The following is a 20202-nucleotide window of genomic DNA, read 5'->3' on the forward strand; positions in this document are numbered from 1 at the left end:
GCAAAAATGGGCCGTTTCGGCACCGGGACAGGCCCCGGCGCCGAAACGAAGATCTTCAGGATCAGGACATGGACCCGACGCCGATGTTCCACTTGAACTCGGCGTATTTCTTCAGCTTGCCCTTGCCACCTTCCGGATAAAGGTAGTCGATCTGGATTTCCGAGGCCCGGACGCTCCAGCTTTCCTTGGGAATTTCTTCCGAACCGGAGGTGATGTTGTAGGTGCCGACTTGGCTGTCCTTGAGGGTCCAGATCACATAGGGCTCCAGCGCGGTATTGTCGTCCTCGTTGGCCTTGCACTGGTGAATCGTGATTTCTTTCAGACGCTTGCCGCCGGCGACCTGGAACATCAGCTTGATCGAATGACGCCCCAGTTCCGAAGAGAAGGTCACGTCGTTGAACACGGCCTTGCCGAAACCGCGCGTCACGGTGCCGCCTTCCGCGTCGGATTGATGGCGTTCCAGACCGAATTCGACCGAATCCACCACGATCCAGTCAATGTGGTTCTTTTCAACTGCGTCGCCGGTGAATTCCTTGAGCGGGTCGATCTTGACGAATAATGTTGCGGGCATTTTTCAGGTCCTTCCTAGTTTGTTGCCTAGAGGCAGGGTTAATTTCTCGCACGCTTGAGACGCGGGGGATCAGCCGCCCTTCTCGGACGGCAGCTTGGAGACAAGGCGAAGCGATATCGACAGGCCTTCCAGCTGGTAGTGCGGGCGCAGGAAGAATTTGGACGAATAGTAGCCGGGGTTGCCTTCAACCTCTTCGACGACAACTTCGGCAGCGGCCAAAGGCTTGCGGGCCTTTTCGCCTTCACTGGAGATTTCGGCATTGAAATCAACGTAGTTGTTGATCCAATCCTGCAGCCAGGACTGCATGGCAGTGCGGCTCTTGAACGAGCCAACCTTGTCGCGGACCATGCACTTCAGATAGTGGGCGAAGCGGCAGGTGGCGAAAAGATAGGGCAGACGGGCGGCAAGGTTGGCGTTGGCCGTTGCATCCGGGTCGTCGTATTCGGCCGGTTTGTGCAACGATTGCGCGCCGATGAAGGCCGCCACGTCGGTGTTCTTGCGGTGGATCAGCGGCATCATGCCGTTCTTGGCCAGTTCAGCCTCGCGACGGTCGGAAATCGCGATTTCGGTCGGGCATTTCTGGTCGATGCCACCATCGTCGGACGGGAAGGTGTGCGAGGGCAGGTTCTGCACCGCACCACCGGATTCCACGCCCCGGATCCGGCTGCACCAACCGTACTCCTTGAAGCTGCGGTTGATGTTCACCGCCATCCCGTAAGCCGCATTCACCCAGCCATAGGCGTTGTGATCGGTGCCGTCGACCTCTTCCTCGAAGGCAAAAGCCTCGACAGGGTCGGTCTTGGAGCCATAGGGCAGGCGGCCCAGGAAGCGCGGCATCGCCAGACCGATATACTTGGAATCCTCGCTTTCGCGCAAAGACGTCCAGGCCGCATATTCCGGCGTCTGGAAGATCTTGGTCAGGTCGCGCGGGTTGGCCAGTTCCGTCCAGCTGTCCATCTGGAACAGCGTCGGCTGTGCCCCGGTGATCAGCGGCGCATGGGCTGCGGCGGCAATCTTGGCCATTTCGCCCAGCAGTTCCACATCCGGCGGCGAATGGTCAAAGTAGTAATCCGCCACGAGCGTGCCGTAAGGCTGGCCGCCCAGTTGGCCGAATTCTTCTTCATAGAGCTTCTTGAAGATCGGCGACTGGTCCCACGCCGTTCCCTTGAACTTGCGCAGCGTCTTGGACATGTCCTTCTTGGAGATGTTCATGACCCGGATCTTCAGGTTCTCGTCCGTTTCGGTGTTGTTCACCAGATAGTGCAACCCGCGCCAGGCACTTTCCAGCGCCTGAAAATCCGGGTGGTGCAGGACCTGATTGATCTGCTCGGTCAGCTTCTTGTCGATCTCGGCGATCATGCCCTGGATCGACTTCAAAGCGTCATCGGAAATCAGCGCAGTGTTCGCCAGGGCCTGTTCGGCCAGCGTCTTGACGGCGCTTTCCACGGCCGATTTCGCCGCATCCGACTTCGGCCGGAACTCCTTGTTCAAAAGCGAGGAGAAGTCCGACAGTTCGGTCGTCTGTACCCCGGCCTGTGCGCCGGTTTGGGAAGCTTCAGCCATGGGTCACTCCTCCGCTTCGCCTTTGGGGGCGGCTGCCAGCGATTTCAGCAAGCTTGGGTCCTTCATCACCTGACTGATCAGCTCCTCGGCGCCAGTCTTGCCATCCATGTAGGTCATCAGGTTCGACAACTGGGTCCGCGCCTCCAGCAGCTTGCGCAGTGGTTCCACCTTTTTGGCGATGGCAGCGGGGCTGAAATCGTCCATCGATTCAAAGGTGATGTCGACGGCCAGATTGCCCTTGCCCGTCAAGGTGTTGGGCACCGAGAAGGCGGCGCGCGGCTTCATCGACTTCATCCGGTCGTCAAAGTTGTCGACGTCGATTTCAAGGAACTTGCGGTCGGCCACGGCCGGCAGCGGCTCTTCGGACTTGCCGGACAGGTCGGACATGACGCCCATCACGAAGGGCAGTTGCACCTTCTTTTCGGCGCCGTAAAGCTCGACATCATATTCGATCTGGACCCGGGGCGCCCGGTTCCGCGCGATGAATTTCTGCGAACTGGTGCTCATGAAACGCTCCTTGATGTGGGGTTCTGGGTTCTGAGTTTATCGGGGTAAAGACGGTAACGTGGCGGAGTCTTGGTCGATCAAAGGCGGGTAGCTTAATCGTCGTCCGGCAACCCACCGATCATTCTGACATTGTCGAGGCCCTGTGGTGCCATGTCCTTCATGATCGCCATGAAGTCGGCGCCGACCAGCCGCTTGGCCCGTTCCAGAATGATCGGCACCGGACTGGAGGGTTCGAAGCGCTTGAAATACTCGATGACGCGGTCCAGGGCCGCGCGGGCATCATTGGCCGTCTCGACCGCGCCGGACACGGCGCCACCGCCACCGGCGCGACGCGGCGCCGCCACGGCAGGGCTGCCGGCGCCACCCTCTGTATCAGGCCCAGCCTCTGCCGGGGCCTCTGCAGCAGGCGGTTCGCCGGCCACATGGTCCCCGACGTGGCGCACCATCACCTGCGCCAGCTTGATCGTCTCATCAATCGAGAAGTCGACGCCCGAGGCTTTGGCCCCGATGATCCTGTCAATCGTCTTCAGATCGGACAACACCTGGCGCGCCGCCGCCAGCGTGGCCGCCAGAACCTCTGGCGCGGTGTCGGCAAAGGCCGCGTTGACGGCCGAACGGTCGTATTCCGCCGATTGCCCCTCGGCCAAGGGCACTTCGCCATAGCCTTGCTGGATATTGAGCAGGTTCAGACGGCCAAAGGTGCGGCTTTGGGTCAAAGGCGTGCGGCGCAGATAGCGCAACGTCGTGCGCGCACCCGCCAGCCCGCGTACTGCATTGACCCGCATCGTGGGGTCATCGTCGTCATCGGCGTCCAGGATCGGATGGCAGGTCGCCCACCACTCTTCCAGACAGCGGCGGATGTAGGTCACGGCCTCGGCAAAGCCGGTCAAGCCCCGGGTGTTCAACCGCGCATCGGCCAGAATGACCGCCGCCCGGATGTCGTGGCTGCGCTCCAGCACGGCCAGCGCACGGCTTTCGACATCGCGAAAATCCGGCTCTTCGCCCGCGATGATTTCATTGCCGGCCTGACGCTCTTCCCCCGGGGCTGCAACACGCTGCAGCTCCATGAAGTCGAAATCGTATTCCAGATCTTCCCCGCTTGCGCCGTCGCTGTCGCGGGCGGCCAGAAGCGCGTCCAAATCCATTCAGGCCTCCCGAGCCGGTTCGCGCCGCGCTCTCAATTCATTGTCCAGCGCCGCAAAAGACGCCCGGGGTCTGGCGCTGGGTCCATCGCCGGTTGACTGGCACGAAATCGCTTCAACCTCCCCCAAAGCAGAGGAGAGAACACTTTCGACACTATGACGACAGGACGTCCCCTTCTGTCAATCGTCTCGTAGAAATCTCACCATTTTCCTTGCAAGACGCAGGTTTAGCCGGGGTTTGCGTCAATGCGCCGTGAAAGTTCCGTCAAATATCCGTTGCTTTTGCCGCCCGCGGCCGTGCGGGTGCGCGCGCGCCCACACCGAAGGGTTCAGAGCCAATCTTTAGTTGACGGAATCAGGACGCAGGCGTTCACTTCGCGGCATGGTGACGCAAGGGCACCACAACCTGGGAGGGTGAGGGGATGCGTTCAAGGCGTTTCGCGCGGGCGGCGTCCGCCATGGTCCGTGGCATCGTGGCGGCGGGTCTTGCCCTGACGGTGACGCTGCCGGTCGCTGCGGAAACGCCGGTGACGGGCGGCAAGCTGGCGGTAGAGTTGAACAAATTCGAAGACATCTCCGGCGGCGGTTGCAGGGCGTATTTCCTGTTCAAGAATGATACCGGAACCAGTTTTGAAGGCTTCCAGATGTCTCTGGCGATCTTCAACAAGGACAGCGTGATCGACCGCCTGCTGTCGATCGACGCGGCCCCCCTGCCCGTCGCCCGCACCACCCTGAAGCTGTTCGAGATTCCGCAGATCGCCTGCACCGATATCAGTCAGGTGCTGCTGCATGACATCCCGGTCTGCAAGCCGCAGAATGGCGCGCAGACCGACTGTTTCCCGCTGATCGAGTTGAAAAGCCGCACCTCCGCCCCCTTGGTGGAATGATGGGCGGCGTTCTGGCGCAGATCCCCGCCGCCAGCTGGCCGGTGATCATGATCCTGCTGTGCCTGTCGGTGGGCAGCCTGATGCTGATCGTGGCCAAGGTCCTGCAGCTTTTGCCTGCCACCGGCGGCAGCACTGCGCGCGATGCTGCCATTGACAGCTTCCTTGCCGGCAACCGCGATGCCGCCATCAGCGCCGCCGCCACCGGCCGCGCCCCTGCCGACCGCGTGCTGGTGATCGCCATGCAGGGCCTTGCCGCCGGCCTGCCGCTGCCCGCGGTCGAAGCCGAAACCACCCGCCGCGGCAATGAGGAGGTCGCCACCATGTCCTCTTGGCTGCGCCTGCTGGACCTGATTTCGATGATCTCGCCCTTGCTGGGCCTGCTGGGCACGGTTCTGGGGATGATCAAAAGCTTTCAGGACCTGTCGGCCGCGCAAGGCTCAGCCAACGCCTCGGTTCTGGCGGGCGGCATCTGGGAGGCGCTGATCACCACCGCCGGCGGCCTGATCGTGGCCATCCCCGCCGCCGTCGCAGCCAATCTGCTGGCGGGCCGGGTGGAGACCGCCGCCCTGCGGATCGAAAGTGCAGTGGGCCGGCTGCTCGCGCTCAGCCACAGGTCATGACATGGCGCTGACGCTTCGCCGCCCCCCACCGCGACGCAGTGCGATGTCGGTCGTCTCGATGATCGACGTGATGATGATCCTGCTGTTCTTCTTCATGATCACCTCCAGCTACCTCAACCTTGACATGGTCCCCGCCCTGCAAAAGTCGCAGAACGCCCCGGCGGCGGCGACCGGCACGGGCGCCTCCACCACCCTGATGATCCGCATCAATGCCCAAGGTCAGGTGCAGATCGCGGGCAAGGTCCTGACCCTGGCGGACCTGTCCAGCCTGATCCACACCCGCATCACCGCCGATCCGCTGACCCCGGTCGTCCTCTTCCCTTCGGGGGCTGCCGATCTGCAAAGCCTGATCACCCTGATGGACTGCGTCACCGCCGCCGGCGCCACCCGCGTCAAGGTGATCCGGATCGAGGCCCAGCCATGATCGGGCACCAACCATGAAACTGCGCCGCCCGCCGCCCAAGACCGAACGCGAGTCCGTGGTGGCGCTGATCGACGTCACCTTCTTTCTGCTGATCTTCTTCATGATGGTCGGCCGCCTTGACGCCACCGCCCCCTTCGCGGTCCTGCCGCCGCATGGCGAAACCGGCAAGGACCTGCCCGGCGGCGGATTGACCCTGTCGGTCAGCCCCGACGGTGCCCTGGCCCTCGACGGCGCGCCCCTGACGCCCGAAGCCTTGCCCGCCACGATCCGGCAGCGCCTGGCCATCACCCCCAACGCCCTGATCCGCATCAATTCCGATCGCAGTACCCCCTTGCGGATCATCCTCGGCCTTGTGAACCGGCTGGAAGATGCCGGGGCCAAGGATGTCGCCATCATCGTCTCACCGGGGGTGAAATGAGCCTCAGCGAAGCGCCCGGTACCGCTTGGTCAGGCTACGGCGCGGGCCTAGTGCTGTCGGTGGCGGCGCATCTTGGCGTGGCAGTTCTGATCGTGACACTGCTGCAGCCCGGGCCGGTGCAGGATCAGCCACAGCCAAGATCCGAAATTCACATCGAAACCCAAGCCGTCCAGCAATCGGAAGTCAAGCCGCAGGCCGCCAAGGGCGAAAGGGCCGCTGCCGCCTCGGCTTCGGGCGCTGCCGCAGCCCAAGGCACGGTCAAAGAAAGCAAGGCCCAGCCCGCCGCCCTGCCGCTTGCCGTGGCCAAGGCGGACACGGCCGCTGCCCCTGCCGCACCCCAAGCCGCCCCTCCGGCCCCGATCAAGCCAGCCGCGCCACAGGCCCCTGCTGCGGTCCAGGGCGCTGCCCCTGCACCGGTCAAAGCCGAAGCGCCGCCCGGACAAACCGTCGCCGCCAGCGCGCCCGCCCCGCAGCCGATCACGGCTGCCGCGCCGCCCGCAACAGCCTTGGCCGCCCTGGCCCCACCTCCGCCCGTTCAGGCCCTGACGGCAACCGCCACGCCCATAGCCGCCTTCACCCCGACACTCGCGCCCACCGCGCCCGCGACACCCTCCGCCACCCCCCTCGCCGCAGCCCAAAACGCCGGCGAAAGCGCCGCGGCTGTGGCCCCCAAGGCGCAAACCGTCGCCGCCGCCCCGGCCACCGGCCAGCACATGACCGCCACGCTGGCGTGGAGTGGGGCCGGCGGCGCGCTGGACCCGGTATCCTTGAAAGCCATCGCCTCGTTCATGCGGCCCGGTGACACCGCGGCCCAGGCCGATGCGGTGCATGACGGCCTTTCGGCCATCCTGAACGCCGCCCCCTGCTCGCGTCTGCAGGCCGAGTTCGACCCCGCGACCGGCAGTCTGAAGCTGCGCGGCCATGTGCCCGATCCGGCCATGAAGGCCCCGATCCTCGCCGCGCTGCAGGCTCAACTGGGCAGCGGCATCACGGTGGATGATGCCCTGATGATCCTGCCCCGCCCGCAATGCGGCGCTTTGACCGGGATTGCCGATGTCGGCCTGCCGCAAAGTCAGGACCAGTTGACCAATCCCCGGCTGATCGGCCCCGACGCGCAGGCCCGCACCTTCGCTTACGTCAAGGGCCAGCGGATGGAGCTGCAACTGGCCGCGCCGGATTATGACGCCTTCGTCTATGTCGATTTCTTCGATGCCGATGGCAATGTGATCCACCTGATCCCCAACGATCAGGTGCCGCTGATATCGCGGCCTGCCAAGTCCACCTTCTTTGTCGGCAAGAAACAGGGCAACCAGCCCGCACTGTCCATCACGATCGGCCCGCCCTATGGTCAGGAAATCGCCGCCGCGTTCGCCGCCTCTGCCCCGCTTTATGACGGGCTGCGACCGATGTCAGAGCCGGCGGGACCCTATCTGGACTGGCTGAAGACCAAGGTGGCTGCGGCCCGGGCCAAGGATCCGGCGTTCAAGGGCGAATGGGTTTATTTCATGGTCTCGACCAAGGCGCAGTAGGCCTGCGGCCGCACAAGCCCGCCCTCCGCCCCGGCCCAAGTCTGGGTGTCCTTCGTGGAAATCCGCAACAAACGGATTTCCGCCCGCCCCTCACCCTATGGGAGACGTGATCCCGAAGGAATGTGTCAGCGCACCAAGCCTATTGGCACCCCTGCGCGGCCCAGGCCTTCAGGGTCAGCTTGAAGGCGCCACCCAAGGGGTGCTGGGTGATCTTGGCCGAAGGGGCGGCCTCTTTCACATAGAACTTGGCCTGATCGCACAGCGCCGGTTTGGTCCATTTGTGGCAGGTGGCGCAGGGCTGACCCGACCAGGCCTCTTTCGGCAGACCGTCAATCGGGGCGAACAGCGGCTGCGTGGCTATCAGATGCGCGATGGACTGGCCCTTGATGGCGGCGTCCCCAAGGCTGAGCGGGCCCGCGAAGGTGACAGCCTCGGCGGCGATGGCGGCAGCCTGATCGGCGGGGATTTCACCGGCGACGGGGGCGGTCGGGACGGCGGAGGCGGCAATGGGCTGTTCCAGTGCGGACACCTCGGCCTGAACGGCGGCGGCGAAGCTGGACTTCGGGTATTGGGTCAGGAAGGCTGCCAGCGCATCATGGCTGCCGTCCTTCTGGGCGGCCTCAAAGGCGGCCACCTCCGCCGGGTCCACACCTGCGGCCGGGGTGCCCGTGACGGGCGCGGGGGTGGCCTTGCCCTGCCCCGTAACCTCGGCCTGCATGACCGAAGCCAGAAGGCTGCGCGCCTCTTTCTCATGCGCCGATTGTGGATAGGCGCGCAGGAACAGCATGATCTGCACGGGGTCCGAGGATTTCGAGACATTGGCCCAAAGGTTCTCTTCATCACTGCCCGCCGCGTCGGCGGTGAAGATGAAATCCCCGGTCAGGCTAGAGGTGTCCCACGGCGTCTGCTTGCCGCCGGTCTTGTCCAGCACCTCGACCCGGACATCCTTGAAGGCCTGTTCGATGGCCAGACCCGGCGTGACGATCCGGGCGGCCAGCGCCTTGGTGAAAGGGCTGTTGCCATCCGCACCATCCAGCGCCACCGATCCCGGCGCGGTCGCATAGCCCAGAAAAGTGCCGGTCGGGGCCGACATTTCGGCCAGTCCATTGTCGGTCAGATCGCGCACCTTGCTGAAGGGGTTGTTCCGGCAAGCGTCCAGAATGACGATGTTGGTGCGGTTGTGCGCCGAGGCCATCTGGCGCAGCACCGATTGCGCATCCAGCGCCACCAGCGAGATGTCGGCCGCGTTGGTCAGCTTGGCATCGACTGGCACCAGAAAATTCTGCCCGAAGCTTTGCACGCCGTGGCCCGCATAATAGAACAGCCCCGTCGCCTCGGCCCCGGCGTCGCGCAGGTCCTTGCCGAACTTGGTCACCGCCGCGCCCATCGTCGCAAGATCGCCATCCTGCACCAGCGTCACGGTGAAACCGGCCGTCTTCAGCGCCTCGGCCATCAGGGCAGCGTCATGCGGCGGGTTGGGCAGCGCATTCACCGACCGATAGCCGCCATTGCCGATCACCAAAGCGATGCGCGGCTCCGCTTCAGCCAGACTGGCCATCAGACCGATACCACAGACGCACAGCAGCCAAAGCCAAAGACGCATCAAGGAAAATCCCTCCGTCAGGAATGCGAAGCCCGACCCTTACCCATTCCGTGCGGCCTTACAATGGCGCTGTTGCGGCAAGCCCGGACCCGATCACAATTGCCTGACTCAGTTGCTTTCTTCCTGCGAAAGCGCATTATCGCCCCGGCCCCTTGATGCTTGTTGGGGCGCATTGATTTGGGAGAAGTCTTTATGCGTCTGTTCCAGGCCCTGAAGGTTGCCATGATGGCCCTGCTGCTGGCTTTGGCCTGTCCTGCCCTTGCGCAGGACAACGTCTTTGCCAAAGGCTGGGTGCTGCAACCAGAGGGCTCGGTGCTGGGCTTTCAGTCGGTCAAGAACGACACCAAGGTCGAGATGAATTCGATCGCCACCTTCTCGGGCACCATTTCCGAAACGGGCGATGCCGAGGTGCATGTGGCGCTGGATTCCATCGACACCCATATCGACCTGCGCAACGTGCGGATGCGGTTTCTGTTCTTTGAAACCTTCAAGTTCCCCGAGGTGGTGGTGACCGCCCATATCGACCCCGCCCTGCTGGCCGACCTGCCCACCAAGCGCCGGATCATCGTGAACATCCCCTTCACCCTCGCCCTGCATGGCGTCACCAAGCAGATGACGGCGGATGTCGCGGTAACACTGGTGTCCAACGACATGGTCACGGTGTCCAGCGTCGGTGTGATCCCGGTGGCGGCGGCGGATTTCGGGCTGTCGGATGGCATCGGCAAGCTGCAGGATGCCGCCAATGTCAAACTCGTGCCGGTCGGATCGGTCTCGTTCGACTGGGTCTTCGTGCGGACCGGATCGACGACCGAAGCGGTGCCGGCCGCCCCGGCCATCGGTGCCGCAACCGCCAAGGAGACGCAGGGCGATTTTGACCCCGCCATGTGCAAGGACCGCTTCGATACCCTCAGTCATGCCGGCAACATCACCTTCGGCTCGGGCTCGGCCCGGCTGGATGTTGCGGGCTCTGCGGTGCTCGACACGCTTTTCGACGTGGTCAACCGCTGCCCGGCGCTGCGGGTCGAGATTGGCGGCCATACCGATGACATAGGCCCCGATGACGCCAACCAGACGCTGTCCGAACGCCGCGCGGCCTCGGTTGCGGCCTATCTGGTGGCCAAGGGGGTGGATGCCGCCCGTCTGGTGCCCAAGGGCTATGGCAAGGCGGTGCCGCTGGTGCCCAATGACACCGAGGCGGACCGCGCCCGCAACCGCCGGATCGAATTCAAGGTTCTGCAATAGCCTTCGCTTGTCTTTGAGGATGCCATGGTTCGGAATGCCGTTCTTGCCCTGCTGCTGCTGATCCTCGCCCCCTTCCCGGCCCTGGCCGAGAAGGTGGCGCTGGTCATCGGCATGGGCGCCTACCAGCACGTGATCCAGCTGAAAAACACGGTCAACGACGCCCGCAACGTCGGCGCCACGCTGGAGAAGGTCGGCTTCAAGGTCACCTACGCCATCGACGCCACCCAGAACCAGCTTCTGGACACGATGCAGACCTTCTCCTTCGATGCCGAGACCGCCGACATCGCGCTGATCTACTACGCCGGCCATGGGGTCGAGGCGAGCGGCGAGAATTACCTGATCCCGATCGACGCCCTGGTGAAGTCCAACAAAGACGTGCAGCGGGTCGGCGTCTCGCTTGCACAGATGCTGAAAGCCGTGGAGTCGGCGCGCAAGATGCGGGTGGTCATTCTGGACGCCTGCCGCAACAACCCCTTCGGTGACCTGATCGACACCACGGTCAAGACCGACACCACCACCACCGGCGCCTCGGACAGCAGCCGTTCGACCGGCGTGGCGGGTCTTGCGCCGGTCAACCCCGATCAGGGCACCATGGTGGCCTTCGCCGCCAAAGAAGGGGAAGTGGCGCTGGACGGGGTTGGCGGCGACAGCCCCTATGCCACCGCCCTGATGGATGTGCTGGACAAGCCCGATCTGGAAATCAGCCTGATGTTCCGCAAGGTGCGGGACGAGGTGCTGAAGGCCACCCAGAACCTGCAGGAACCCTACACCTACGGTTCCTTGTCGGGCGAACCCTTCTTCCTCGCGGGCGGCGCAGACACCACGACGGCACAGGCGAATCCCAGCGACCGTGTCGCACAATGGTCCGCCGCCTTCGCCAAGCCCGATGCCGAGGCCGCCCTGCGCACCGCCGCCGATCAGGGCGACACGCGATCCATGATGGGCGTGGCCTATCTGCATCAAGACGCCGCCGACAAGCGCTTCGATCCGGTTCTGGCCTTCACCTATTTCAAACGCGCCGCCGAGGCTGGGTCGGCCGAAGGCCAGTTCGAATTGGCCAAGTCCTATGAAAAGGGCGTGGGCGTTGCCGCCGACCCGGTGCAGGCCCTGCATTGGTACGAAGAATCGGCCAAGCAGGGCTTCCCCGATGCGCTGAACGACATGGGGTTCCTGTATTTCCAGGGTGAGCTTGGGTTGCCCAAGGACGCGGCCAAGGGCATCGACTACTTCCGCCAAGCCGCCGACCTGCGCCACCCCGAAGCCATGTTCAACTACGCCCGCATGATCGACCTTGGCCAGATCCCCGACAAAGGCCCCGCGGACGCGGCCCGCTATATCTACCAATCCATCCGGATCGGCGCCCAGCCGGTGATCGACCAGGTCACCACCAACTCGGACAGCTTTACCAAGAAGACCCGGATCGAGTTGCAGAAGCTGTTGAAAGATCACCAGTTTTTTGATGGCAAGACCGATGGAAAATTCGGCCCCGGCACGATTGCCGCCATCAACACCGCCGCCGGCCTGAAGGGCTGACCCCGGCCCTGCCCGGCGGCGCGGCAGACGATCAGCAAATCGTGAGGCGACGGTGAATAAACATTGAAATCGGTCCGCTTCACTCGCAAGACTTCGCCACAGCGAACCTTACCCCGAACCTCTTCAGAAAGCCTTGTCATGCGCGCGCGATTGCTTTTCCTTGTCTCGGCCCTTTTCGCCGCAACCTTCTCGCTCCTCGGCTGGACGGCGTTTGCCCAGACGACGCCTGCAACCCCGGCACCCGCGGCCACCACCGCGGACACCACGGGCATCGTGGCGGGGGCTGCGGCACAGATCACCAGTCACACCGATGTGGCGGTGGGCGCCTATATCCTGCGGCTTTCCAATGTCTCCCCGCAGAACGGGTCCTTCGACGTCGACATGTGGATGTGGTTTCGCTGGAAAGGCTCTGATGTGCGGCCCGACCAATCGTTCGAACTCGTCAACGGCGTGATCTCCTCCAAGACCGAGGGAACGGTGGTCGATGACGGCGGCGTCAACTATTCCACCGTGCGCGTGCAGGCCACGATCTTCCACGATTTCGACGTGCGCCGCTTCCCGCTCGACAACCATGTCATCACGATCGAACTGGAAGACGCAAACCTCGACAACGCCCAATTGACCTATACCGTGGACGAGGGCATGGCCCTGGACCCTGCGGTGCGGGTGTCCGGCTGGAAGGTGGCGCTGCAACCCACGACGGTGGCACCCCACATCTACGCCACCAACTATGGATTGCGCAGTGCCGGGGCCGATGCCTCCAACTACTCTCGCCTGACGCTGGCGATCTCGCTGGACCGCACCAGCTATGGCCCGCTGTTCAAAAGCTTCTGGATCTCGGCCTTGGCGGTTCTGCTGGGCCTGCTGGCCTTCCTGATCAAATCCGATGACCTCGACGCCCGCTTCGGCATGGGGGTCGGCTCAATCTTCGCGGCCTCCGCCAACGCCTTCGTGATTACCGGCGAACTGCCCCCCACAACCGCCGTCACCCTGGCCGAGCAGATCAACCTGATCGCCGTGGGGGTGATCTTCATCGCGGTGTTCCTGTCGATCTTCTCGCTCCGCCTGCGCTACAAGGGGCGCGAGGACGCCAGCCTCAAGATGGACATGATCGCCATGTGGACGCTGGGCGGCCTTTATATCCTCGCCAACATTCTGGCGCTGATGTTCGACTTCTCGGGCGGGAACGGCTGATGCTGATTGGAATAGACTGGGGTGGCACCAAGATCGAAGGTGTTGCCATGGAGCACGACGGGCACGAACTTCTGCGCCTGCGCCAGGACACCCCGCGCCACGACTACCCCGGCTGCCTCAAGGCGGTGAAAGCCATGATTGACCGGCTGGAAGCTGAAACCGGCCAGACCGGCTCGATCGGCATCGGCATCCCGGGCTCGTTGGAGCCGGTCAGCCGACGGGGCAAGGGCGCATCGTCCACCTGGCTTCTGGGCCAACCGGTCGAGGCCGACTTGCAAGCGGTCATCCAGCGGCCCATCCGCGTCGAAAACGATGCCGATTGCCTGGCCGCGTCGGAGGCCACAGATGGCGCTGGCAAAGGCTACAACGTGGTCTTTGCGGTGATCCTCGGCTCTGGCGCAGGCGCAGGTATCGCGGTCGGCGGCCGCGCCCACCATGGGCCCAACAACTCGGGCGGCGAATGGGGCCACAACCCGCTGCCCTTCCCCGACACCACAGAAATCCCCGGCGCGCCCTGCTACTGCGGCCGCCACGGCTGCATGGAAACCTGGGTCTCGGGCCGCGCCTTCGAAGGCCAATATGCCCTGCACACCGGGCGAGAGCTGAAGGCCTGGCAGATCATGGACCTGAAACGCTCGGGCGACCGGCTGGCGGGCATGCTCTGGGACCGCTACATCCACCGCGTCGCCCGCGGGCTTGCCACCGTGGTGAATGCGCTGGACCCCGACGTCTTCGTGATGGGTGGCGGCATGTCCAACATCGATGAACTTTACGAAGACCTGCCCCGCGAACTCGCCAAATGCACCTTCTCGACCGTGTTTCACACGCCGATCCTGCGCAATGTCCATGGCGATGCCAGCGGCGTGCGCGGCGCGGCCTGGCTATGGAAAGACTGATGGACCTGACATCCCGCTACGACCTCTGCCACGCCCTCATTCAAGAGGCGGGGGCGCTGGCACAAGGCTACTTCAACAACCTGTCCGCTTTGACGATCAAGTCCAAAGGCCTGCAGGACATGATGTCCGAGGCGGACCTGAACACCGAACTGCTGATCAAGAAGCGCATCTTCGAGGCCTTTCCGGGCGATGCCTTCCTTGGCGAGGAAACCGGCGTCACCGCCTTTGCGCCGGGCCAGGGCATCTGGGTGGTCGATCCGATCGACGGCACGCAACCCTTCATTTCCGGCATGGGCAACTGGTGCATCTCCATCGCCTTCGTCTGTGAAGGCGTGCTGCAATTCGGCATGGTCTATGCCCCGGTCCGGAACGAGCTTTTCGCCGGCGGCAAGGGCTATCCCGCCACCCTGAACGGCCAACCCGTCAAACGCCACCCCGGCAAGAGCCTGCGCGAAGGCATCACCGGCATGGGCTATTCCACCCGCATCAAGCCTGAAGCCTTCCTGCGCCCCTTCGAAGCCCTGCTGCGTGAAGGTGGCATGTTCTTCCGCGACGGTTCGGGCGCCCTGAACCTTAGCTACGTCGCGGCGGGTCGCCTCTTGGGCTATTATGAGCCCCACATCAATTCCTGGGACTGCCTCGGCGCGATTGCGGTGATCGAAGCGGCGGGCCTGAAGGTCAACGACTTCCTCGCCAACGACGGCCTGACCAAAGGCAACCCGATCATCGCCGGCCTGCCCGAAGTCTACGACGACCTCGTCCGTCTCTCGCAACTCTGAGCGCAGAAGGCCTGCCGTCTAAGGTCGCTGACGCGCCCTGTTCCGGCCGGCGCAAGCCGCGATAAATCGCGGCGGAAGGGGGGCTGTCTGCCCCCCTCGCGCTGCCGCGCTCACCCCCCGAGAGTATTTCCAAAGGAGCAAGCCCAAGACCGGTCTGCTGCATTTGCTCTTTGCCCAAATACTCCCGCCGGAGGCTCTGCGCCCGAGCCGGTTGGCGCTTGCGCCAGAGGCGAGATAAAGGCAATGCGCGGCACGCGCGCGATTTAACAAGAGCTTAACAAAAAGCGCAGAGTTATGGTATTTCAACGCGTTAAGCGGGATTGCACGCGTGCAATCCCGCGCCTTTCATGGCTTCAGAAGAAGGCCTGCAGTCCGGTGATCGCCCGACCCAGGATCAAGGCGTGGACGTCATGGGTGCCTTCATAGGTGTTCACCGTCTCAAGGTTGACCATGTGGCGCATGATCTGGAAATCCTCGGAAATCCCGTTGCCGCCGTGCATGTCCCGCGCCCAGCGGGCCGCTTCCAGCGCCTTGCCGCAGTTGTTGCGCTTGATGATCGAGATCATTTCGGGCGCGGCATTGGCCTCGTCCAGAAGCCGCCCGACGCGCAGGCAGGCCTGCAGACCGAGCGAAACCTCGGTCATCATGTTGGCGAGTTTCAGCTGGAACAGCTGCGTCTGCGCCAGCGGTTTGCCGAACTGCTTGCGGTCCAGGCCATACTGCCGCGCCGCCCCCATGCAGAACTCCGCCGCTCCCATCACACCCCAGGCAATGCCATAGCGGGCGCGGTTCAGACAACCGAAGGGGCCCTTCAGACCCTCGACGAAGGGCAGCAGGGCGTCCTCGCCCACTTCCACATCCTTCAGAACGATCTCACCGGTGATCGAGGCGCGCAAGGACAGTTTGCCGCCGATCTTCGGCGCCGTCAGGCCCTTGGTCCCCTTGTCCAGCACGAAGCCGCGGATCTTGCCACCGTGCGACTCGGACTTGGCCCAGACGACGAAGACATCCGCGATGGGCGCGTTTGAGATCCACATCTTCGAGCCGTTCAGCACATAGCCATTCGCGGTCTTCTTGGCGTTCGTCTTCATGCCCGCCGGATCGGAGCCGGCATCCGGCTCGGTCAGGCCAAAGCAGCCGATCCATTCACCCGACGCCAGTTTCGGCAGATACTTCCGGCGCTGCTCTTCCGTCCCGTAGGCGTAGATCGGGTACATGACCAGCGAGGATTGCACCGACATCATCGAGCGGTAGCCGGAATCCACCCGCTCCACTTCGCGCGCGATCAGGCCGTAGGCGACGTAGGACGAGCCGAGACCACCGTATTCTTCCGGGATCGTAGCCCCAAGAAGGCCCATCTCGCCCATCTCGCGGAAGATCGCCGGATCCGTGCTTTCGTCGCGATAGGCGGCGATCACGCGGGGTTGCAGCTTTTCTTGGGCATAGGTGCGGGCGGCGTCCGCCAGCATCCGCTCTTCCTCGGTCAGCTGGTCGGCCAGCCGGAAGGGGTCCTGCCAATCGAAGCGGCCCAGATCCGGGGCGTCCTTGGCTTTCAGTTTCGGGCGATCGGTCATTGCGCTCTCCATCATTCTTTCCCTGACTTCTGCCACAAAGCCGGTCAGAATGCCATCGAAACGACCTCACCAAACCATGAGGAAAGCTCATATGCTGGCGCGCCGCTATCTGCCTTCGATCCCCTCCCTTCTTGCCCTGGAAGCGGTGGATCGCCTCGGCTCGGCCTCGGCCGCTGCCGAGGAGTTGAACCTGACGCAAGGCGCCGTCAGCCGCCAGTTGCAGGTGCTGGAGGGGCAGTTGGGCGTGGCCCTGCTGATCCGCGACAAGCAGCGCCTGCGCTTGACCCCGGCCGCCAGCGATTTCGTGACCGAGGTGCGGCGCACGTTGCACCGACTGGCAGCCGCCTCATTGACCCTGAGGGCCAATCCGATGGGCGGGACGCTGAACCTGGCGATCCTGCCCGCTTTCGGCATGCACTGGCTGGCCCCGCGTCTGGCGCAGTTCGCGGGCCTGCATCCCGAGGTGACGGTAAACCTGTCGACCCGCCTGAAGCCCTTTGATTTCACCGACAGCAGCTTTGACGCAGCCATCCACTACGGGCGGCAGGACTGGCCGGGTGTGGCCTATCTGAAGCTGATGGACGAAGACATTCTGGCGGTCGCCTCTTCGGCCCTTGCGCCGCTGGACGAGGCGAAGGCCGTGCTGACCCTGCCGCTTTTGCAACTGGAAAGTCGCAGCGGCGATTGGGGCCGCTGGCTGGCGCATCACGGCGCGCCGGGGTTGCGGCCGCCAGCCATGCTGTTTGACCAATTCGCCACCATGCAACAGGCTGCCGTGCACGGCATGGGGGCGGCATTGTTGCCGGTATTCCTGATCGAACGGGATCTGGCAGAGGGGCGTCTGGTGCCGCTCTATGGTCCGCCGATCCGCGCTCTGGGCAGCTATTATTTGGTCTGGGCGAAAGAGCGCAGCCGCAGGGCACCGTTGGCCTCGTTCATCGACTGGCTGGGGGCACAGCCGGGATCGGGCGCGCGCGAAGGCCTTGGGGGGCATGGACAAACGTCATAGGCCACAGCACTATCACGGAATGATTGATACGCTTATCATCGGCGGCGGCCTTGCGGGGTCTGCGGCAGCCTTGTGGCTGGCGGATCGGGGCCACACCTCTACGATCCTCGAGGCGCGGTCGCGCTTGGGCGGCCGGGCGCATTCGCGCGACTGGGGCAATTCGGGCGGTCCGGTGGAATACGGCGGCGGCTGGGTGCGCAGCGACCATGTCGAGATGCAGGGGCTTTGCCATAGGCTGGGCATTGGCTTGACACCAAGGGCAAAGGTCATCGGGCACAGCCATTTCCGCGACGGGGTTTGGCAGGCGGACCCGGCCGAGGACATGGCCGAGTATGCGGCTGGCCTTTCGCAGGTTCTGACCGACGCGGCAGAAACAGGCTCTGACAGCGCCATGGCACGGCTTATTCAGGGCATGACGTTGCAGCAATATCTGGACCACCGCGCCCTGCCGCCATCGGTTCGGCGTGCGGTTCTGGCCCTATGGACGATCACCGGATCGGGGGCGCCGGACCGGATCGGGGTCACCGAACTTTTGACGCCCAAGCTGGCAAAAGGCTTTGGCGTCAAGCTTGAAGAGCTGGCGTTCACGGTGACAGGCGGGGTGTCCTGTGTTGCCCTGGCCGCAGCCACCGCCAGCAGGGCACAGGTTTGTCTTGGCGATGCGGTAGAGCGGCTGGAGGATTGCGGCGACCACGTCCGCGCCACCCTCGGCTCGGGCCGCGCGGTGGAGGCGCAGACGGCGCTGGTGGCCTTGCCGCTCGCTGCCTTGGGTCAGATCCGTTTTGCGCCACCGTTGCGACCTGCCCAACACAGGCTGCGGGCCATAGGGCACGATGGGGCAGCGCTGAAGCTGCTGATCCGTGCCAAGGGGCCGAAGCCGGGGCATCTGGCCACCGGGGAAACTTTGGGATTTCGCTGGATCTATGCCGACCATATCCTGCCGGATGGCAACACGCTTCTGGTCGCTTTCGCCCTGCAGGCCGAGGTGGGCGAGCCTGATCACGCCACCGTCGCCGCCGTTCTGGCCGCCGCCTTTCCAACCGCGGAACTCGTGGATTTTGACTGGCATGACTGGAAGGCCGATCCATTTGCGCGCGGCACCTGGGTGTCGCCCCGCCTTGCCACCTGGCCCGACTATGCGGCCGAGCATTGGGGCCCTCTTGGCCGCTTCGCCTTTGCGGGATCAGACCTTTACAGCGCCGAACAGGGCTGGTTCGAGGGCGCCTTGCTGACCGCCCGGGCCGCCGTGGCAGCCCTTGACCTTTGCCTGAAACAGAACGGATGAGATGATGAAGATTGGGGATGTGTCCTTCTGGTATGCCGACATCGGCCTTCCCACGATACGGCGTCCTGCGTTGGCGGGCGATACGACAGCCGATGTGGCGATCATAGGCGCTGGCTTCACCGGGCTTTGGGCGGCGTGGTATCTGATGCAAGCCAATCCAGCGCTGCGCGTACTGGTGCTGGAGAAGGAATTCGCCGGCTTCGGCGCATCGGGTCGCAATGGCGGCTGGTGCATGGGGACGCTGGCCTGGGACCATGACCGCTATGCCAAGACCCATGGGCGGCCTGCGGTGATCGAGATGGCCAGGCATCTGGAAGGCACCGTGGATGAGATCCTGCGCGTCTGCGCGGCGCAGGGCATCGACGCCGATATCCTGCGCACCGAAGTGCTGATGTTCGCCCAGAACAACGCCCAACTGGAGCGGTTGCATGCCGAAGTGGCGCATCAGGCTGACTGGGGACAGGCGCACCGCTACCGCAGCCTGACGCCAGAGCAGGTCGCACAGCGCATCAGCCTGCCGGGGGCGCTGGCCGGCATGGCGATTTCGGGCGTGGCGCGCATCCAGCCTGCCAAGCTGGTGCGCGGGTTGGCCGAGGCGGTTGAACGTGCGGGCGCGGTGATCCACGAGGACACGGCCGTGCTGTCTTATGCAAAGGGCGAGGTCGTCACCGCAAAGGGCCGTGTCACGGCGCCGATCATCCTGCGCTGCACCGAAGGCTTCACCCCGGGCTTTCCGGGCTACGAGCGCGATTGGATTCCGCTGAACTCTGCCCAGATTGCCACGCCGGTCTTGCCGCCAGAGTTCTGGGCCAAGATCGGTTGGGAGAATGGCGAGTTGATCGAGGACGCCGCCAACGCCTATTGCTATTGTCAGCGCACCCGCGAGGGGCGCATCACGGTGGGCGCGCGCGGGGTACCCTACAAGTTCGGCTCCAAGATGGACAAGAACGGCGAACCCGACGCCGAAACCATCCGCAGGCTGACCGAAACCCTGCACCGCCACTTCCCGCAAGCCGCCCCCTATGGCGTGGAGCACGCCTGGTGCGGTGTGATCGGTGTGCCGCGCGATTGGTGCGCCACGGTGGGGTTGGACAAGGACACTGGTCTTGGATGGGCGGGGGGGTATGTGGGCGTGGGCGTGTCGACAGCCAACCTCGCCGGGCGCACGCTGGCCGACCTTGCCCTGGGGCGGCAAACGGCGATCACCAAACTGCCTTGGGTCAACCGCAAGGTCCGCAAATGGGAGCCGGAACCGTTTCGCTGGCTGGGCATCCACCTGATGTACAACCTTTTGCGCGTGGCCGATGGGCGAGAGGACCGGTTGGGGATCGGACCCTCGAAATTCGCCAAGTTCGGCAACTGGCTGACAGGTCGGCACTGAGGCGCAAAATTTTTCTGCGAAAAGTCCCGGCGTCTTCGCAGAAAA

Annotated in this window: 19 protein-coding genes; 13 read left to right on the top strand and 6 right to left on the bottom strand. The window is 64.1% G+C overall.

Going from position 1 to position 20202, the window contains the following annotated elements:
* Positions 1–61: 61 nt before the first annotated feature.
* From AC1Y2B_RS05670 to tssA, 4 genes are all read right to left on the bottom strand, one after another.
* Positions 62–571 (bottom strand): Hcp family type VI secretion system effector, encoded by a 510-nt coding sequence (locus AC1Y2B_RS05670; RefSeq protein ID WP_482252091.1) that lies wholly within the window; start codon positions 569–571, stop codon positions 62–64.
* Between the two features lie 69 nt (positions 572–640).
* On the bottom strand, positions 641–2134 hold the full coding sequence (gene tssC / locus AC1Y2B_RS05675) for a type VI secretion system contractile sheath large subunit (protein WP_482252092.1): 1494 nt from the start codon (positions 2132–2134) through the stop codon (positions 641–643).
* A 3-nt stretch (positions 2135–2137) separates the two neighbouring features.
* The gene (gene tssB / locus AC1Y2B_RS05680) at positions 2138–2641 is read right to left on the bottom strand and encodes a type VI secretion system contractile sheath small subunit (protein WP_482252093.1); all 504 of its coding nucleotides are present in this window, start codon (positions 2639–2641) and stop codon (positions 2138–2140) included.
* Positions 2642–2733: 92 nt separating this feature from the next.
* Positions 2734–3786: a type VI secretion system protein TssA gene (gene tssA, locus AC1Y2B_RS05685; protein ID WP_482252094.1), complete on the bottom strand. Its 1053-nt coding sequence runs from the start codon at positions 3784–3786 to the stop codon at positions 2734–2736.
* A 419-nt stretch (positions 3787–4205) separates the two neighbouring features.
* Here tssA and AC1Y2B_RS05690 point away from each other — a divergent pair, with 419 nt between their 5' ends.
* The 5 genes from AC1Y2B_RS05690 to AC1Y2B_RS05710 are packed head-to-tail and all read left to right on the top strand — an operon-like array spanning position 4206 to position 7661.
* Complete coding sequence (locus AC1Y2B_RS05690) at positions 4206–4670, top strand: hypothetical protein (protein ID WP_482252095.1); 465 nt, start codon at positions 4206–4208, stop codon at positions 4668–4670.
* Positions 4670–5290 (top strand): MotA/TolQ/ExbB proton channel family protein, encoded by a 621-nt coding sequence (locus AC1Y2B_RS05695; RefSeq protein WP_482252096.1) that lies wholly within the window; start codon positions 4670–4672, stop codon positions 5288–5290. Before AC1Y2B_RS05690 ends, AC1Y2B_RS05695 begins: the two co-directional genes overlap by 1 nt.
* A 1-nt stretch (position 5291) precedes the next feature.
* Entirely contained in the window at positions 5292–5714 is a 423-nt protein-coding gene (locus AC1Y2B_RS05700; protein ID WP_482252097.1) for an ExbD/TolR family protein, read from the top strand.
* Between the two features lie 13 nt (positions 5715–5727).
* Positions 5728–6132 carry an ExbD/TolR family protein gene (locus AC1Y2B_RS05705; protein ID WP_482252098.1) on the top strand — a complete coding sequence of 135 codons (405 nt, stop codon included), beginning with the start codon at positions 5728–5730 and terminating at the stop codon, positions 6130–6132.
* A complete protein-coding gene (locus tag AC1Y2B_RS05710; protein ID WP_482252099.1) occupies positions 6129–7661 on the top strand; it encodes a hypothetical protein in 1533 nt (510 codons plus the stop codon). The genes AC1Y2B_RS05705 and AC1Y2B_RS05710 overlap by 4 nt, the downstream gene beginning before the upstream one ends.
* A 139-nt stretch (positions 7662–7800) precedes the next feature.
* Here AC1Y2B_RS05710 and AC1Y2B_RS05715 read toward each other — a convergent pair whose 3' ends face one another.
* Positions 7801–9264 (bottom strand): caspase family protein, encoded by a 1464-nt coding sequence (locus AC1Y2B_RS05715; RefSeq protein ID WP_482252100.1) that lies wholly within the window; start codon positions 9262–9264, stop codon positions 7801–7803.
* Positions 9265–9456: 192 nt separating this feature from the next.
* Here AC1Y2B_RS05715 and AC1Y2B_RS05720 point away from each other — a divergent pair, with 192 nt between their 5' ends.
* The 5 genes from AC1Y2B_RS05720 (at position 9457) to AC1Y2B_RS05740 (ending at position 14908) form a co-directional block, all read left to right on the top strand.
* Positions 9457–10506: an OmpA family protein gene (locus AC1Y2B_RS05720; protein ID WP_482252101.1), complete on the top strand. Its 1050-nt coding sequence runs from the start codon at positions 9457–9459 to the stop codon at positions 10504–10506.
* Between the two features lie 24 nt (positions 10507–10530).
* The gene (locus AC1Y2B_RS05725; RefSeq protein ID WP_482252102.1) at positions 10531–12039 is read left to right on the top strand and encodes a caspase family protein; all 1509 of its coding nucleotides are present in this window, start codon (positions 10531–10533) and stop codon (positions 12037–12039) included.
* 138 nt (positions 12040–12177) lie between these two features.
* Positions 12178–13233 (top strand): ligand-gated ion channel, encoded by a 1056-nt coding sequence (locus AC1Y2B_RS05730; RefSeq protein WP_482252103.1) that lies wholly within the window; start codon positions 12178–12180, stop codon positions 13231–13233.
* Entirely contained in the window at positions 13233–14129 is an 897-nt protein-coding gene (locus AC1Y2B_RS05735) for an ROK family protein (protein WP_482252104.1), read from the top strand. Before AC1Y2B_RS05730 ends, AC1Y2B_RS05735 begins: the two co-directional genes overlap by 1 nt.
* A complete protein-coding gene (locus AC1Y2B_RS05740) occupies positions 14129–14908 on the top strand; it encodes an inositol monophosphatase family protein (protein WP_482252105.1) in 780 nt (259 codons plus the stop codon). Before AC1Y2B_RS05735 ends, AC1Y2B_RS05740 begins: the two co-directional genes overlap by 1 nt.
* 353 nt (positions 14909–15261) lie before the next feature.
* On the opposite strand, the gene AC1Y2B_RS05745 is transcribed toward AC1Y2B_RS05740, so the two are convergent.
* A complete protein-coding gene (locus AC1Y2B_RS05745; protein WP_482252106.1) occupies positions 15262–16482 on the bottom strand; it encodes an acyl-CoA dehydrogenase in 1221 nt (406 codons plus the stop codon).
* Positions 16483–16573: 91 nt separating this feature from the next.
* On the opposite strand from AC1Y2B_RS05745, the gene AC1Y2B_RS05750 reads away from it, so the two are divergent.
* From AC1Y2B_RS05750 to AC1Y2B_RS05760, 3 genes are read left to right on the top strand one after another with little or no spacing between them, the layout of a single operon-like run.
* The gene (locus AC1Y2B_RS05750) at positions 16574–17491 is read left to right on the top strand and encodes a LysR family transcriptional regulator (protein ID WP_482252107.1); all 918 of its coding nucleotides are present in this window, start codon (positions 16574–16576) and stop codon (positions 17489–17491) included.
* 19 nt (positions 17492–17510) lie between these two features.
* A complete protein-coding gene (locus AC1Y2B_RS05755) occupies positions 17511–18776 on the top strand; it encodes a flavin monoamine oxidase family protein (RefSeq protein ID WP_482252108.1) in 1266 nt (421 codons plus the stop codon).
* A gap of 4 nt (positions 18777–18780) precedes the next feature.
* Entirely contained in the window at positions 18781–20157 is a 1377-nt protein-coding gene (locus tag AC1Y2B_RS05760) for an NAD(P)/FAD-dependent oxidoreductase (protein WP_482252109.1), read from the top strand.
* Positions 20158–20202: the final 45 nt, after the last annotated feature.

The sequence above is a fragment of the Stagnihabitans sp. genome, assembly GCF_964946895.1.

What these genes read in the sequence shown, in the direction of transcription:
- AC1Y2B_RS05735 (WP_482252104.1), top strand. Translation starts at nt 13,233, where the DNA reads ATGCTGATTGGAATAGACTGGGGTGGCACCAAGATCGAAGGTGTTGCC.
- AC1Y2B_RS05725 (WP_482252102.1), top strand. Translation starts at nt 10,531, where the DNA reads ATGGTTCGGAATGCCGTTCTTGCCCTGCTGCTGCTGATCCTCGCCCCC.
- AC1Y2B_RS05715 (WP_482252100.1), bottom strand. Translation starts at nt 9,264, where the DNA reads ATGCGTCTTTGGCTTTGGCTGCTGTGCGTCTGTGGTATCGGTCTGATG.
- AC1Y2B_RS05740 (WP_482252105.1), top strand. Translation starts at nt 14,129, where the DNA reads ATGGACCTGACATCCCGCTACGACCTCTGCCACGCCCTCATTCAAGAG.
- AC1Y2B_RS05755 (WP_482252108.1), top strand. Translation starts at nt 17,511, where the DNA reads ATGATTGATACGCTTATCATCGGCGGCGGCCTTGCGGGGTCTGCGGCA.
- AC1Y2B_RS05760 (WP_482252109.1), top strand. Translation starts at nt 18,781, where the DNA reads ATGAAGATTGGGGATGTGTCCTTCTGGTATGCCGACATCGGCCTTCCC.
- tssC (WP_482252092.1), bottom strand. Translation starts at nt 2,134, where the DNA reads ATGGCTGAAGCTTCCCAAACCGGCGCACAGGCCGGGGTACAGACGACC.
- tssB (WP_482252093.1), bottom strand. Translation starts at nt 2,641, where the DNA reads ATGAGCACCAGTTCGCAGAAATTCATCGCGCGGAACCGGGCGCCCCGG.
- tssA (WP_482252094.1), bottom strand. Translation starts at nt 3,786, where the DNA reads ATGGATTTGGACGCGCTTCTGGCCGCCCGCGACAGCGACGGCGCAAGC.
- AC1Y2B_RS05720 (WP_482252101.1), top strand. Translation starts at nt 9,457, where the DNA reads ATGCGTCTGTTCCAGGCCCTGAAGGTTGCCATGATGGCCCTGCTGCTG.
- AC1Y2B_RS05690 (WP_482252095.1), top strand. Translation starts at nt 4,206, where the DNA reads ATGCGTTCAAGGCGTTTCGCGCGGGCGGCGTCCGCCATGGTCCGTGGC.
- AC1Y2B_RS05695 (WP_482252096.1), top strand. Translation starts at nt 4,670, where the DNA reads ATGGGCGGCGTTCTGGCGCAGATCCCCGCCGCCAGCTGGCCGGTGATC.
- AC1Y2B_RS05710 (WP_482252099.1), top strand. Translation starts at nt 6,129, where the DNA reads ATGAGCCTCAGCGAAGCGCCCGGTACCGCTTGGTCAGGCTACGGCGCG.
- AC1Y2B_RS05730 (WP_482252103.1), top strand. Translation starts at nt 12,178, where the DNA reads ATGCGCGCGCGATTGCTTTTCCTTGTCTCGGCCCTTTTCGCCGCAACC.
- AC1Y2B_RS05700 (WP_482252097.1), top strand. Translation starts at nt 5,292, where the DNA reads ATGGCGCTGACGCTTCGCCGCCCCCCACCGCGACGCAGTGCGATGTCG.
- AC1Y2B_RS05750 (WP_482252107.1), top strand. Translation starts at nt 16,574, where the DNA reads ATGCTGGCGCGCCGCTATCTGCCTTCGATCCCCTCCCTTCTTGCCCTG.
- AC1Y2B_RS05745 (WP_482252106.1), bottom strand. Translation starts at nt 16,482, where the DNA reads ATGACCGATCGCCCGAAACTGAAAGCCAAGGACGCCCCGGATCTGGGC.
- AC1Y2B_RS05705 (WP_482252098.1), top strand. Translation starts at nt 5,728, where the DNA reads ATGAAACTGCGCCGCCCGCCGCCCAAGACCGAACGCGAGTCCGTGGTG.
- AC1Y2B_RS05670 (WP_482252091.1), bottom strand. Translation starts at nt 571, where the DNA reads ATGCCCGCAACATTATTCGTCAAGATCGACCCGCTCAAGGAATTCACC.